Raw genomic sequence first — 13,328 nt, 5'->3', positions numbered from 1 at the left:
CGGTCACCGCTTTTGTCACGAAGAGAGGCGTTCGGCCTCGTCCGTTTCGATATGAAGTTTGTGTTTGCGCGTGTAGACGAGGAACGCACCCGTCATGAGGATCGAGCTGATCCCGAACAAGACGACCATGAGCTGTAAGCCGATCAAGTCGAGGAAGAAGCCAGTGACGAGCAACACGACTTGGAAGACGATTCGGTCGAGCATGTTCCGGAACGAGAAGAAACGTCCGTGATAGTCTTTCGGCATCCGTGTCTGGAAAATCGTCACCGCCGTCGGGAAGAAACAGCCGACCGAGAAGCCGAACAAGACGAATGCGGCGATCGAGACGGCCGGGATGTCGGCGAAGTAAAGCATGAGCTGGGCGATCCCAATCAAAAACGAGAACGTGAACAAGATTGAGAACATGGAGAACTTCTCACCGATCCGTTTGATGAGGAACGCGCCGACCATGAAGGCAATTCCTTCGGCCGTATAAATCCATCCTTTGATCGCCGTCGAATCCTGCAGCTCGCTAATGTTGATGACGAGCAAGTTGAAGCCGCCGATGAAGAGGAGCGGGATGAGCGTCATGACGAGCGTCATAAAGATGACCGGAATCGACTTGATGATCGGAAAGACGTCCTTGAACCCGCCGGACGACTTATCGACTTTCTTCGCGGATGGAGCGACCGTCTCGTCGATCTTCAAGAACCACGTCGCGACGGCGAGAAGTAGATAGGCGACAAGCGAGAGCGCATAGACGTCACGGAGCGAGATGAGCGTGAGTAAGATGCCGGCAATGGCCGTTCCGATGACACGCGACAGCGTCGATACGTTCATGTGGACCCCGTTCAAGGCGAGCAACTCTCGTTCCTTGACGATGAGCGGGATGGCCGCCTGGAGCGCCGGAAAGTAGAACGCGGCCGACCCTTGCAGGAAGACGAGGAAGACGACCATCCACAGCACGCTTCCCGTCTCGATGGCGACGAACATGAACAGGACGCTCAGCGCCCGGACAATACTCGAGATGAGCATGATTTTCTTTTTCGAGCCTTGATCGGTGAGACGGCCGGCGAGCGGCCCGATGGCGACCCCGGCGAGCAATCCGCCAGCGAGGATGAGGGCCTTGACGAAGTCAGACGGCACTTTCTCCTGCATGAACTCCAAGTTGCCGATGATGCCGAGCCAAAGCCCGAGACCGGCCACGAACTCCCCGGTCAAGATGATCCAGACGTTGCGATTTTTCCACATATAATTGAGTCCTCGATTCTTATTAGGTAATAATAATTATCCTTCAGAACGATTTAGAAAGCTACAAAAAAGAAGCCGGGATTCGGCTTCCGAGAGATATAAGTTTTGACTACATGAACATTTCCATTTTGTAATACAATGTTCCATATAGGAGGTCGATTGTATGAGGACGATATCTTTTGAACTCAACGAAGAAGACGAGCGTCTGATTAGAGCGTATGCGAAGTCTAAGAACCTCTCCCTCTCGACTCTCGTTCGGGACACTGTCTTTGAACGTATCGAGAATGAACTCGATTTGAAATTTTACAACGAAGCAATGCATAGGCACAAAGAACGTTCTGAAACCATTTCATTTGAGGATATGATGAAAGATTTAAATTAACAAAAAAGCATTCGTCCAAATATGGGCGAATGCTTTGCTTTTATTCGTTTCACATCAAATATCGCAGTTATCGTCCGTGCACGTCGCGCCACCCGAGAGCACTTGAAGCGTCGGTGCCGATTCGGCCCATGTCTTCTCGAGCACTTGCGTGAACGCTTCGGTCGGTTGCGCGCCAGAGACGCCGTATTTATTGTCGAAGACGAAGAACGGGACGCCTGTGATGCCGAGGTCGCTCGCGCGCTTCTCTTCAGCGCGGACGTCTTCTGTGTATACGTCTGAAGCGAGCACGTCTCTCACGGCGTCAGCATCGAGTCCGACACTTGTCGCAATCTCGACGAGGACATCGTGATCACCGATATGTTTCGCATCGACGAAGTACGCCTTGAGGAGCGCCTCCGACAATTCTTTCTCTTTGCCGACCGTCTTCGCATAGTGCGTCAACCGGTGCGAGTCGAGCGTTCCGGTGACGACCATGTTGTCAAAGTCGTAATCGAGACCGACCGTGCGGGCCTGGGCAGCGACTTGCGCCGTCGTGCCTTTCGCCTGCTCGAGCGGCATGTTGTATTTCTTGGCGAGTACTTCATAAATCGAACGCGAGTCGGTCGTCGGGGCGTTCGGGTCGAGCTCGAAGCTCTTGAACTCCACTTCGACGTTATCCGCGTGCGGGAACTGTTCGAGTGCTTCTTCTAGACGGCGCTTGCCGATATAACAGAACGGGCAAACATAGTCTGACCAAACTTCAATTTTCATATTAAATCCCTCCTATAGTCAGTGTAGGATGTCTTGAATTTGAAGTAAATGAATGTGCTCACAAAAAAAGCCCTCGCAAGGAGGACTTAGAAGACGTACCAGAACACGCAGACGAAGTGGGCGAAGCTGCCGAACAAGATGAACAAGTGGAACACCTCGTGGAAGCCCCAACCGCGCCAGTTGACGAACTTTGGTTTGAAGCCGTAGATGAGTCCGCCGATCGTGTACATGACACCGCCAAGGATGAGCCAGAAGATGCCGGCGTTGCCGATCACGTCCTGAAGCGGCCCGATGAAGAACACGGACAACCAACCCATGCCGATATAGAGTGCCGTCGACAAGAAGCGCGGCGCGTGGAACCAGACGAGCTTGAAGATGATTCCGAACAAGGCGAGCGCGTGGACGGTACCGAACAACACCCAGCGCGTCGGTCCTTCGAGCGCGAGCAACGTGAGCGGGGCATACGTCCCGGCGATCAAGGCGTAAATCATCGCATGATCGATTCTTCGGAAGAAGGCGATGACGTTCGGCGAGGCGATGATGCTGTGGTACAGGCCGGACGACAAATAGAGAAAGACGAGACTAATCCCAAACAAAATCGCAGCCAAGATGGCGAGCGGTTCGCCGAGCAGTGACGCCTTCACCGTCATCGCGATCAACGCAACGAATGCGAGCACGGCGCCGGCCAAGTGGGTCAATGCGTTAATCGGTTCCCGAAAAATCGAATTCATGTAAAACACTCCTTATCACGTCATGTAGTATCCATAACTACATGATAAGCTGGATCGAAGAAAACGACAAGGTTTTTGTTTCGGCAAGACTGCTTTGTCCGTATACTGAAGGTGAGGTGATTTGATGAAACCGCATGAGATTGTAGAGTCAGAAGGGACGCTGCCAAAGCAGGTGCTCCCGACGATCGACTTATATATGGACCAAGTCATCCAGCTGTTCGAGCAACATTACGGCAAGATGAAACGAAGCGACGATGAGACGATTTTGACGAAGACGATGATCAACAACTATGCCAAGGGCAAGCTGTTCCACCCTGTCAAAAACAAGAAGTATACGAACGAGCACTTGATGCTGCTCAGCCTGATTTACGAGATGAAAGGACTCTTGTCAATTAACGACATCAAAGAGACGCTCCGGCCGTTGAACGAGTCGGACGAGGGCTTCTCGCTTGAGGACTTCTATGACGCCTACCAGGTTCAGAAGGAGCAGAACATGCAGGCGTTCGAGGCGCAGGCCGAGACGCTTCTCGCCAACATGCGCAAGAGTGAGACGAACGGTATTCAACAGTCGCTCGCCATCGCCTCGGCTGTCCATATGAGCCACTTGTTCCAACGGCTCGCCGAACAGTTGATTGATGAAGGCAAATAAGAAAAGGCCCTCGCTTCCATTTGGAGTCGGGGGCCTTGTCCATTAGTTGTTGATATACTTCTCGAACACGTCACCGAAATCTTTGCGGTTCCATTCGTGGTAATGACCTTTGAGCCAGTCGAAGCTCTGTTCGTTCAATTCCTTGAACGTCGACGCCACGTTCATGTCACCTTGGCGGAGCCCGCTCAAAATCGACACCGAGTGCGTGAGTGACGCGTTGGCATACTCCATCATCTTCCGGCCTTCACGTTGCTTCTCAGCGATGGCGAGGAGCGATTTGTACAAGTCTTTCACATGCTCGATTTGTTTCTTGTTCACGTCGATCGAGTACGGCTTGTCGCCGATGGTGAACTTGATCTCGACGTCCATGTCGACCGTACCGGCCGTCTCGAACATGACGTTATTCAATGGGAAATGGGCGTAAGGATAACGGTACAAGACGCGTTTCGAACTCATCGCACTCGTCCCGTCGAGGTGGATCATCGCCAAGTTTGTGAAGCAGTACTCGTCCGATTTCGATTTGATTAAGAAATAAATCTTCTCGTTGTCCTCATGCAGGACGTAATCATCCGAATCCGCTTTATCAAAATCTTTCGGGTCGATGACTTCACCGATATCGCTGAAGCCTGTCAAATCAGAAGCTAGTTTTTTGAACATGTACAATCTCTCCTCAGTAGTGGATTTTGTGCATCTCGTTCGGGTCAGACCCGGTCCGCTCGTCGCGGTTGAGTCCATCGATCGCGTGCATCTCTTCTTTCGTCAACGTGAAGTCGAATACCTCTATATTCTCGCGAATCCGGCTCGGCGTGACCGATTTCGGGATGACGGCGACGCCGTTCTGCAAGTGCCAACGCAAGATGACTTGAGCCGGCGACTTTCCGTACTTATCAGCGATCTCGGTGATGACCGGGTCCTCGAGCGCCTCACGCCCTTTCATGAGCGGGCTCCACGCCTGGATTTGAATATCGTACCGCTGGCAGAACGCGATCAATTCTTTTTGGGACAAGTATGGGTGGATCTCGACTTGGTTCACCGCCGGTACGATCGAGCATGACTGGATGATCTGTTCGAGGTGGCTGATCTCAAAGTTCGAGATCCCGATGGCCCGAACCTTGCCTTCCTCATACAACTGTTCAAGCGCTTTATACGTCTCGACGAACTTGCCGAAGCGCGGCATCGGCCAGTGAATCAAGAACAAGTCGACATATTCGAGCCCGAGCCGGTCGAGGCTATCTTGGAACGCTTGGAGTGCCTCGTCATAGCCGTGGAAATCGTTCCACAGTTTCGTCGTCACGAAGATGTCTTCCCGCGGGACGCTTGACTCGCGAATCGCTTGGCCGACGCTCTCCTCGTTTTGATAGATGGCCGCCGTGTCGATTAACCGATAGCCGGCATCAAGCGCCGCTTTGACCGTGTCGACCGTGACCGCTCCGTCTTCCACTTTGTACACGCCGAGTCCGAGCATCGGCAGTTTCACATCATTGTTGAGTGTGGTCCATTCCATAAATTGATTCCCTCCCTCTCACCTCTTACGTTACCGAAAATCGTCCGGAAGTGAAAGCGAAAGCTACAGCCGAATACTTTCGCCGTGCGCCTTGATCACGATTTGATCACGTTCAAGCTTTGCCGCGGCGACGAGTCGCTCATACGGCTCCTCGACGGGTTCGTAGGATAAGACGAACGTGTCCCAATGCATCGGGAAGAAACGCTTCGCGCCGCTCTGTTTGAACATTGTCCATGCCTGCTCCGGGGTGCAGTGCGCTTCCTCGAACGACTCGGGTTGATAGGCGCCGATCGGGAAAAAGGCGAGGTCGATCGGCTCTTTGTTCGCGAGCCCGTTGAACGACTCGGTGTACGCCGTATCCCCGGCGAACAGCATGCGGACGCCTTTATATTTCAAGACGTAGCCGTTATAACCCATATGTTTGTCCCATGGGAAACGATTGCCCCAGTGGGCGACAGGGATCGCTTGGACGTGGAGCCCGTTCGCGAGCGTCAATTTGTCGTGTGGATGCATCTCGAGCGTCTGTAAGCTCGGATATTTACGCAACAGTTTGCTCGTGCCCGGGGCCGAGATGACGACCGTATCGCGGGTGATCAGCCGTTTCAAGCTCTTATGGTCGAAGTGGTCCATATGGGCGTGGCTCAGCAGGATGACGTCGACGTGCCCAATCTCCTCGATTGAGAGGGCGGGGGCGGTGTGGCGTTTCATCCCGAACGTGACCGGCCCGACGTGGACACCGATTCGGTTCGAGAACACCGGGTCGGTCAAAATCTTCAACCCGTACCAATGGATGAGCACGGTCGAATGGCCGACCCAAGTGGCACCGACCATCGTCTCATCGAACGAGGCGAGATCGGGTTTGACCGTCGGGATTTTGAAGGCGGGGCGAGGCAGTCTTTGTTTGAATCGTGTATATAAGAACGTACCGACGCTCGCTAGGACAGCGCTCGGGACGAGTAGGTTTCGTAATTTCATGGCAGTCACCTCATCATCTAAGTTGGTTTAATCATACCGCTCGCATGACGCGCTTGCATCCGCCGGAAGGTGTAGAAAAAATCGGAGATTGTGGGGCACCCCCTTGCGAATCCGCTTTCAATTTGGTACGGTTGCAATAACTTAGGAAAGGAAGGTACAACGTGCCATGAAAAAGTCACACGCCCTCAACTGATGAAACGAATCATCACTGTTCGCACGAACAGTCACGGGTGAAGTGTGTCCAATTTCAGGCTACGGGGGGAACCCTTCTTTCCGCTTGACCGGAGCTCTTCACACCATCGCTTTTGAGCGGATGGTGTTTTTTGTTTCATCGCGTATCCGAACAATTAGCGAGGTGAAACAATATGTTAAGTATGAAGCAAGTCCGGTTCGACCACGACCGGCAACCCTTATTCGACAATGTCTCGTTCGACGTCGCTGCAGGCGAACGGGCCGTCTTGTTCGGTCAGAACGGGTCCGGCAAGACGACGCTATTCAAGCTGCTCATAGGTGAACTAGCTCCACAGTCAGGTTCGATTGACGTTTTGGGCACGATCGGTGTCGTCGAACAGACGGTGTTTGATGGAGAAGAGACCGCGCTAGACTACGTCATGCAAGGCGACTTGGCGCGCTACAATCTCCACCTTGCCGTCACATCAGGTGATTCGGCGCGCGTGCTCGAAGCGTATGACGAGGCACTCGCGGTTGACGCCTTCGCGCTCGAGCTTGAGGCGAGACAAGCCCTCAAACGACTTGGTCTTGACGGACATGACTCGAGCCGACTCCGCGAGTTGAGCGGCGGTGAACAGACACGGGTCCAACTCGCCCGTCTCACGATGCGACACGTCGATATCGTCCTGCTCGACGAGCCGACGAACCATCTCGATTTGGACTCAATCGAGTGGCTGACACGTTGGGTGGACGAGTTTTCGGGGACAGTGCTCGCCATCTCCCACGATCGTCAATTCATCGATGACGTTGCGACGGTCATCCTCGAGCTGAATGAGGGGACCATCGTCCGCTATCCGGGCAACTACACGGCGTATAAACATCAGAAGGCCGAGGAACGGGTACGCGACGAGCGAGCCCATGCCCGCTATATGGCGCGGAAGTCGGAGCTGCTCGATATGATCGCCCAATATAAGGGATGGCATTTGAAAGCGAAAGCGACGGCGAGCGTGCGAAGTCCAGGCGCTCAAAAAGGCGCGGCGAACCTTGCCATCAAGATGAAGGCCCGTGAACGTAAACTCGAACAGCTCGAAGGGACGCGACCCGATCGTCCGAAAGATGCGGCCCATATCTCGGTCCGCTTCCAAGCCGACCCACTCGAGGCGAAGAAGTGGATTGCGGTCGACGACATCTCGTTCGGTTACGACGAACCCCTCTTTGAACGACTCTCGCTCACGGTGAACCGGGGTGACCGCATCTCCATCGTCGGGCCGAACGGGAGCGGGAAGACGACGCTGTTGAAACTATTGATCGGCGAACTCGCACCGGAGACCGGGGACATCAAGCGTCATCCGAAACTGAAAATCGGTTACTTCTCACAGACGCTCGCACGACTGCCGGCCGAAGGAACGTTGCTCGACGCGCTCCTGACCGAGAGTGACATCACGGAGACGGAAGCGCGGACGCTGCTCGCACACTTTTTGTTCCGTCGCGATGAAGTATATAAGCCGATCCGTGACGCGAGCATGGGTGAGAAGTGCCGAATCGCTTTTCTCATCTTGTACTTCTCGGACGCGGACCTGCTCGCCCTCGATGAGCCGACGAACTATTTGGACGTGGCCACACGGGAGCAAATCGAGGCCGCGCTAGAGGTGTATCGAGGCGGATTGATTCTCATCTCGCATGACCGGACGTTCCACCGCTTGACGGACCGGACGATCGAGCTCGGGGAGACGGTGCGCATTCTCGAGTCCGGAGATACGAAGCCGGTCGACGTTGACGCGACGCTCCAGACGCTTGAGACATTGACGAGCGAACCGCATATTTTCTTCGACGAGGCAGGAAACGGCATCCCCCTTGCCGAATCCGAACAGAATAGACGAAACAAATAGGGGTGGAATCGTATGAAAGAAGAAGTTCGGGCATCACGGGCCGCATCACGGAAACGGAAGCGGTTATGGCAAACGGTGACGGTCATCGCATTGATTGCTTCACTCGTCGGCGTCATCGCCTTCGCGGCCCTCATCGACACGAAGAAATCGGCGTTGCCGGAGACGGACGACATCGCGACCGAGTCGGTCAATAGTGAATCAGAAGCGACAGAAGAAGCCGAGTCAGAGGAGGAGGCCGACGAGTCAGCGGGAATGTACGTCTATATCGCGGCACCTTATACGAAAGTGTTCGCCGACGACCGGGTGACGGTCATTTATGAGGCCGACCTCGGTGACCGGTTCGAACAGCTCGAGGCCGTCAGTGGTTTCGTCAAGCTCCAATTGAACGAGCAGACGACCGGATGGGTGACGGAAGCACAAGTGACGGGAGAAGCGACGAGCGTCTCCGACGACGACGTGACCGCGGCATGGAAGACCGTCGTCCCGACGGCGGATGCGGCGACAATCGAAGTGCTCGGCCAAGACATCGACAGCGTCCGGGCCACGCTCGGTGCCCCGAAAGCGGTCCAGCGTGACCAAGTGAACGAATACCATTTCTATGACGGCTTCTTCTTGATGGTACGTGACCAACAAGTGCGGGCAATCGACTGGGACCGACAAGCGGTCGCGACGCCTGATGTGACGGCGACGAGCAGTCAAAACGCCGGCAGTTGGTATGAAGGTGAGACCCGCCAGTTGAAGTTGTTCCCCTATGACGGCGTCATGCGGGTCCGGCTCGAACAGAAATAATGACGATCGTCGAGAGGACAACCCTTTCGGCGATTGTTTTTATGCATTCATTCAAATGAACGTTTGAATGTTTGGTGTGAAAGGTATAAACTAATAGAGAGGAGGCGACAATATGGGCGTACATCACGATCATCACGGGCACGACCATCACCATCATCATACGACGAATCAACGGGCATTATTCTGGTCGTTCGTCCTGATTGCGACGTTCATGGTCGTCGAGGTCATCGGCGGATTATGGACGAACAGTTTGGCGCTATTGTCGGACGCAGGGCATATGCTCAGTGACGCGGCCGCACTCGGGCTCAGTTTCCTCGCTGTCCGGTTCGGGGCACGGCAAGCGACGCCGGAGCGGACGTTTGGCTATCGACGCTTCGAGATTTTAGCGGCGTTCGTCAACGGCTTGACGTTGCTCGTCATCTCGATCTACATCAGCATCGAGGCGTATCAACGCTTGTTCGCACCGCCAGAGATTTTAAGCGGCGGCATGCTTTCGGTCGCCATCATCGGGTTACTTGTCAACGTGCTCGCGGCGTGGCTGCTCATGCGTGGCGAGCGTGATAACTTGAACGTCCGCAGTGCGCTGTTGCACGTGTTCGGTGATTTGCTCGGCTCGGTCGGTGCCATCACGGCGGCCGTGTTGATCATGGCGTTCGGCTGGACGCTCGCCGATCCAATCGCGAGCCTGTTCGTCGCCATCCTGATATTGTTGAGCGGCTACCGCGTGACGCGGGAAGCGATTCACATTTTGATGGAAGGGACACCTGACCAAATCGACGTCGTGGCGATGCAACGTGAACTCGGTGGCGTCGCTGGCGTCAAAGAAGTCCATGATTTGCACGTTTGGTCGATTTCATCGAACGAACTCGCTGTCACGTGTCACGTCTTAATCGAGGCGGACACGGACGACCAGCGCGTCTTGCGTGAGGTGACGGAACGAATCAGAGAGTTCGCCCCGTTCGAGCGTTCGACGATTCAAATTGAACGGGAAGCGCAATGTTGCGAGGAGCGGACGATCTGGTGAACGAACAAGCGGTCCCTGACAGATGTCGGGGACCGCTTTCGTTATGGCTTCAAGACGACTTTGACGCAATCGTCGAGATGGTCGTTAAAGATTTTGTACGCGTCGGCCGCTTGTTCGAGCGGCAAGCGGTGGGTGATGATGTCGGTCGGGTCGAACTTCTTGTCGACGATCATCTGGAACAGTTCCGGCATATAGTGGATGACCGGAGCTTGTCCTGTCCGAATGCTGACGTTTCGGGTAAAGAAATCACCGAGCGGGAACTGGTTGTAGTTCATCGCGTAAATCCCTGTCAATTGAACGGTACCGAACTTACGCACCGCTTCTTTCGCGACTTTGATGGCGCTGAGGGTTCCTCCTTGGACCATCAACTTTTGTTCGACTTTCTCAATCGGTGATTTTTTTCCGTCGAATCCGACACAGTCGATGACCACGTCAGCCCCGCCGTTTGTGATTTCATAGATATATTTGCCGGTATCGATCGGATCTTTCATCAACACGGTCTCGACATTGTTGGAGAGTTTGGCCCGGTTCAATCGGTAGATTTCCGGATCGACGGCGATGACGCGTTTCGCACCACGCACCCAGGCTAATTTTTGTGTCATCAAACCGACAGGACCTGAGCCGAGGACGACAACCGTGTCTCCTGCTTTCATACCAGCATTCTCTAAACTCCACCATGCAGTCGGAATGACGTCAGACAAGAACAAGAGTGCCTCGTCGTCAAGTTCACATGACTCAGGAATGACTAGCGGCATGAAGTTTCCATATGGCACTTTTAAGTACTCGGCCTGGCCCCCTGGATGGTTCCCGAACTGTTCGGTGAAACCGAAGTAACCACCCGCATCAGTATGTGGTGCATGGTTCGAGTTATCGCATTGGCTCTCCATTTCATGTTCACAGTAGTAACAGTGACCGCAAGAAACGTTGAATGGTAAGACGACACGGTCACCTTTCTTCACTTTCGTCACATCGGGACCGACCTCTTCGACAATTCCCATCGGCTCGTGACCGATCACATAGCCGTGACGGGTCGGCATATTTCCTTGGTAAATATGCAAATCCGATCCGCAAATGGCCGTTGACGTAATTTTGACGATAATCTCTTCTCGGTTCTCAATCTCCGGATCTTTCACATCCTTGACTTCGATGTTCTTCGCTCCTTGATAGGTAACAGCACGCATATGTCCACTTCCTCCCTTTTTTAGAAAAACAGGTAAGTCACAACATGGATACTATACCCGTACAGCATGCATGCGAATCCGATTTTGAGGAAAATAGGAAAAGGGGCTCACTGGGAAGCCCCTTTCCCGATGACGTCGATGACGACAATCTCCGGTGGATTGAACACACGCGGTACACTGACGCTATAGTTGAAGCCGCGCCCGATGACGTGTGTGAACGATTCATGCTCGTACAAGCCCCCGGCATATTTCGGGAAGAACCCTTGGTCCGGGGCGTACAGCCCGTTCAATAAATAGGGAATTCGGACTTGTCCGCCGTGGGCATGGCCCGACAGGACGAGGTCAAACGGCAAGCTGGCATATGTGTCGACTTGTTCGGCCCGGTGTGACAACAGCAGGCTGAACGATGTCTCGGTATCAACATCGCCGAGCGAGGTCAAGGCAGTCTCTTCCCAGCTGGCATAGATATTTTCATTGTACGTTCGGAGCGGGTCTTCAAGCCCACCGATGAGGATGTCGATACCGTTGACGTTGACTGAGCTCGTCTCGTTCTCAAGCACCGTCACGCCATAGGAACGAAAGACGTCCTTGACGTCGTGGCGGACGAAATCATCCGAGCCATCAATCTCATGGTTACCGGTCACGAAATACATCGGGGCGATACCCTGTAACCCTTTAATCAAATCGAAAGAAGCGTCGGGAGAACGGAAGCGGTCAAGAATATCCCCGGGAAGGGCGATCAAATCAGGTTTCTGTTCCCGTATCTTATCGATTAAGACTTGCTGGTCTTCCCCGTACGAATACCCATGCAAATCGGACAATAGGATGACGCGGAAGGATTGACCGGTCTCAAGTTTGTCGGATTCGACCGCATAATTGCGGACGGTCAGGCCGTTATAGAAGGCGGAGAGGAGAAACGCGACCCCGAGGCCGATCGTCACATATTTACGTTTGCCTTTGAACATCGTCCGCCTCCTCTCATGTCTATCGTTCTTTCATTCTACTCTGTCGTTCAGCAGGACGCAAAAAAGCCCGCTCGGAAGCGGGCCGTCGTATTATGCTGCTTTAGCAGTCAACTTGACGTCGACGTTGCCGCGTGTCGCTTTCGAATACGGGCAGACTTGGTGTGCCGCCTCGACGAGACGTTCCGCCGTCGCTTGGTCGACACCTTTAATCTCGACTTCGAGTTCGACTGAGATGAAGAAGCCTTCATCGTTTTGGTTGAGCGTGACATGACCAGTTACGCTCGTGCCGTCTGTCTTGACGCGTTCTTTGCCGATGACGAGGTTCAAGGCGCTACCGAAACATGCCGCATAACCTGCTGCGAAGAGTTGCTCCGGGTTCGTCGCTTCCTCAGCGTTTTTAGAACCAGGCATAGAGACGTTCAAGTCGATCACACCGTCCGTAGATGTGACGCGACCTTCGCGGCCACCGATTGCAGTTGCAGAAGCTGTGAATAATGGTTTCATGATTCAATTCCTCCATTTCGTTTTTAGGCAATTAAGTTGTGCACAATCTAATTATAGAGCAGTCAAACAGATAATCAAATGATATGCTTGTCTTAAGACTATAGCCGGAGGAAATACTATGAAAAGTTCGTTAACATTAGAGCATCAGATCTGTTTTCAGCTCTATACCGCTTCAAAAGAGCTTACAAGATTATATCGCCCAATCTTGGCGCCGTTAAACCTGACATATAGCCAGTACTTGGTCATGCTCGTCTTGTGGGAAGAGGACAATATCGATTTGAAACAGCTCGGGGAGCGACTCACGCTCGATTCGGGCACGTTGTCACCGCTCGTCAAGCGGCTCATGCAACTCGATTACGTGGAGAAAGTCCGGGCGACCGACGACGAGCGCCGTGTGCTCTTGTCACTCACGCCGTCCGGGAGCGCACTGCGTGAGCAGGCCGAAGACGTACCGCTCAAAGTGAGTGGTATGCTGAATATAGATGAAGCGACGTATATCGCTTATATGGAGATGCTCATTGACATCAAGGCGCGCTTGCGTGCGTTCGGTGAGCGAGAGGAGTAAGTTTTCGAAAGGAGACGCG

Annotated in this window: 15 protein-coding genes; 6 read left to right on the top strand and 9 right to left on the bottom strand. The window is 53.7% G+C overall.

Going from position 1 to position 13,328, the window contains the following annotated elements; genetic code table 11:
- Positions 1 to 15 precede the first annotated feature (15 nt).
- Positions 16 to 1,230, bottom strand: coding sequence for an MFS transporter (locus FED52_RS10390; protein ID WP_138859826.1), 1,215 nt, complete (start codon positions 1,228 to 1,230; stop codon positions 16 to 18).
- 163 nt (positions 1,231 to 1,393) lie between these two features.
- On the opposite strand from FED52_RS10390, the gene relB reads away from it, so the two are divergent.
- Complete coding sequence (gene relB / locus FED52_RS10385; RefSeq protein WP_029595913.1) at positions 1,394 to 1,612, top strand: type II toxin-antitoxin system RelB family antitoxin; 219 nt, start codon at positions 1,394 to 1,396, stop codon at positions 1,610 to 1,612.
- Positions 1,613 to 1,666: 54 nt separating this feature from the next.
- Here the strand turns inward: relB and FED52_RS10380 are convergent, their stop codons facing one another.
- Positions 1,667 to 2,362 carry a DsbA family oxidoreductase gene (locus FED52_RS10380; protein ID WP_138859825.1) on the bottom strand — a complete coding sequence of 232 codons (696 nt, stop codon included), beginning with the start codon at positions 2,360 to 2,362 and terminating at the stop codon, positions 1,667 to 1,669.
- Between the two features lie 86 nt (positions 2,363 to 2,448).
- Positions 2,449 to 3,093 (bottom strand): PAQR family membrane homeostasis protein TrhA, encoded by a 645-nt coding sequence (gene trhA / locus FED52_RS10375; protein WP_138859824.1) that lies wholly within the window; start codon positions 3,091 to 3,093, stop codon positions 2,449 to 2,451.
- Positions 3,094 to 3,217: 124 nt separating this feature from the next.
- On the opposite strand from trhA, the gene FED52_RS10370 reads away from it, so the two are divergent.
- The gene (locus FED52_RS10370; protein WP_138859823.1) at positions 3,218 to 3,742 is read left to right on the top strand and encodes a DUF1836 domain-containing protein; all 525 of its coding nucleotides are present in this window, start codon (positions 3,218 to 3,220) and stop codon (positions 3,740 to 3,742) included.
- A gap of 42 nt (positions 3,743 to 3,784) precedes the next feature.
- On the opposite strand, the gene FED52_RS10365 is transcribed toward FED52_RS10370, so the two are convergent.
- From FED52_RS10365 to FED52_RS10355, 3 genes are all read right to left on the bottom strand, one after another.
- Entirely contained in the window at positions 3,785 to 4,399 is a 615-nt protein-coding gene (locus tag FED52_RS10365; protein ID WP_021066768.1) for a PH domain-containing protein, read from the bottom strand.
- Between the two features lie 13 nt (positions 4,400 to 4,412).
- Positions 4,413 to 5,246: an aldo/keto reductase gene (locus FED52_RS10360; protein ID WP_138859822.1), complete on the bottom strand. Its 834-nt coding sequence runs from the start codon at positions 5,244 to 5,246 to the stop codon at positions 4,413 to 4,415.
- Between the two features lie 63 nt (positions 5,247 to 5,309).
- Positions 5,310 to 6,221 carry an MBL fold metallo-hydrolase gene (locus tag FED52_RS10355; RefSeq protein WP_138859821.1) on the bottom strand — a complete coding sequence of 304 codons (912 nt, stop codon included), beginning with the start codon at positions 6,219 to 6,221 and terminating at the stop codon, positions 5,310 to 5,312.
- Between the two features lie 365 nt (positions 6,222 to 6,586).
- Here FED52_RS10355 and abc-f point away from each other — a divergent pair, with 365 nt between their 5' ends.
- The 3 genes from abc-f to FED52_RS10340 all read left to right on the top strand — a co-directional run bounded on the left by abc-f (position 6,587) and on the right by FED52_RS10340 (position 10,094).
- Positions 6,587 to 8,281, top strand: coding sequence for a ribosomal protection-like ABC-F family protein (gene abc-f / locus FED52_RS10350; protein ID WP_138859820.1), 1,695 nt, complete (start codon positions 6,587 to 6,589; stop codon positions 8,279 to 8,281).
- Between the two features lie 12 nt (positions 8,282 to 8,293).
- Positions 8,294 to 9,070 (top strand): hypothetical protein, encoded by a 777-nt coding sequence (locus tag FED52_RS10345; protein ID WP_138859819.1) that lies wholly within the window; start codon positions 8,294 to 8,296, stop codon positions 9,068 to 9,070.
- A 112-nt stretch (positions 9,071 to 9,182) separates the two neighbouring features.
- Entirely contained in the window at positions 9,183 to 10,094 is a 912-nt protein-coding gene (locus FED52_RS10340) for a cation diffusion facilitator family transporter (protein ID WP_138859818.1), read from the top strand.
- Between the two features lie 41 nt (positions 10,095 to 10,135).
- Here the strand turns inward: FED52_RS10340 and FED52_RS10335 are convergent, their stop codons facing one another.
- The 3 genes from FED52_RS10335 to FED52_RS10325 all read right to left on the bottom strand — a co-directional run bounded on the left by FED52_RS10335 (position 10,136) and on the right by FED52_RS10325 (position 12,744).
- Complete coding sequence (locus tag FED52_RS10335; RefSeq protein ID WP_138859817.1) at positions 10,136 to 11,275, bottom strand: zinc-dependent alcohol dehydrogenase; 1,140 nt, start codon at positions 11,273 to 11,275, stop codon at positions 10,136 to 10,138.
- A 107-nt stretch (positions 11,276 to 11,382) separates the two neighbouring features.
- Complete coding sequence (locus FED52_RS10330; protein WP_138859816.1) at positions 11,383 to 12,240, bottom strand: metallophosphoesterase; 858 nt, start codon at positions 12,238 to 12,240, stop codon at positions 11,383 to 11,385.
- Between the two features lie 90 nt (positions 12,241 to 12,330).
- The gene (locus tag FED52_RS10325; RefSeq protein WP_138859815.1) at positions 12,331 to 12,744 is read right to left on the bottom strand and encodes an organic hydroperoxide resistance protein; all 414 of its coding nucleotides are present in this window, start codon (positions 12,742 to 12,744) and stop codon (positions 12,331 to 12,333) included.
- A gap of 118 nt (positions 12,745 to 12,862) precedes the next feature.
- Here FED52_RS10325 and FED52_RS10320 point away from each other — a divergent pair, with 118 nt between their 5' ends.
- A complete protein-coding gene (locus FED52_RS10320) occupies positions 12,863 to 13,309 on the top strand; it encodes a MarR family winged helix-turn-helix transcriptional regulator (protein ID WP_138859814.1) in 447 nt (148 codons plus the stop codon).
- The last annotated feature ends 19 nt before the right edge of the window (positions 13,310 to 13,328 follow it).

The sequence above is a fragment of the Exiguobacterium mexicanum genome (assembly GCF_005960665.1).
Lineage (GTDB): Bacteria > Bacillota > Bacilli > Exiguobacteriales > Exiguobacteriaceae > Exiguobacterium > Exiguobacterium mexicanum_A.
The sequence above is the reverse complement of the archived record's forward strand: the minus strand, read 5'-3'. Positions and strand labels throughout refer to the sequence as shown.

Excerpts from the sequence above, each read along its gene's own strand:
- FED52_RS10390 (WP_138859826.1), bottom strand. The coding sequence starts at position 1,230 with ATGTGGAAAAATCGCAACGTCTGGATCATCTTGACCGGGGAGTTCGTG.
- relB (WP_029595913.1), top strand. The coding sequence starts at position 1,394 with ATGAGGACGATATCTTTTGAACTCAACGAAGAAGACGAGCGTCTGATT.
- FED52_RS10380 (WP_138859825.1), bottom strand. The coding sequence starts at position 2,362 with ATGAAAATTGAAGTTTGGTCAGACTATGTTTGCCCGTTCTGTTATATC.
- trhA (WP_138859824.1), bottom strand. The coding sequence starts at position 3,093 with ATGAATTCGATTTTTCGGGAACCGATTAACGCATTGACCCACTTGGCC.
- FED52_RS10370 (WP_138859823.1), top strand. The coding sequence starts at position 3,218 with ATGAAACCGCATGAGATTGTAGAGTCAGAAGGGACGCTGCCAAAGCAG.
- FED52_RS10365 (WP_021066768.1), bottom strand. The coding sequence starts at position 4,399 with ATGTTCAAAAAACTAGCTTCTGATTTGACAGGCTTCAGCGATATCGGT.
- FED52_RS10360 (WP_138859822.1), bottom strand. The coding sequence starts at position 5,246 with ATGGAATGGACCACACTCAACAATGATGTGAAACTGCCGATGCTCGGA.
- FED52_RS10355 (WP_138859821.1), bottom strand. The coding sequence starts at position 6,221 with ATGAAATTACGAAACCTACTCGTCCCGAGCGCTGTCCTAGCGAGCGTC.
- abc-f (WP_138859820.1), top strand. The coding sequence starts at position 6,587 with ATGTTAAGTATGAAGCAAGTCCGGTTCGACCACGACCGGCAACCCTTA.
- FED52_RS10345 (WP_138859819.1), top strand. The coding sequence starts at position 8,294 with ATGAAAGAAGAAGTTCGGGCATCACGGGCCGCATCACGGAAACGGAAG.
- FED52_RS10340 (WP_138859818.1), top strand. The coding sequence starts at position 9,183 with ATGGGCGTACATCACGATCATCACGGGCACGACCATCACCATCATCAT.
- FED52_RS10335 (WP_138859817.1), bottom strand. The coding sequence starts at position 11,275 with ATGCGTGCTGTTACCTATCAAGGAGCGAAGAACATCGAAGTCAAGGAT.
- FED52_RS10330 (WP_138859816.1), bottom strand. The coding sequence starts at position 12,240 with ATGTTCAAAGGCAAACGTAAATATGTGACGATCGGCCTCGGGGTCGCG.
- FED52_RS10325 (WP_138859815.1), bottom strand. The coding sequence starts at position 12,744 with ATGAAACCATTATTCACAGCTTCTGCAACTGCAATCGGTGGCCGCGAA.
- FED52_RS10320 (WP_138859814.1), top strand. The coding sequence starts at position 12,863 with ATGAAAAGTTCGTTAACATTAGAGCATCAGATCTGTTTTCAGCTCTAT.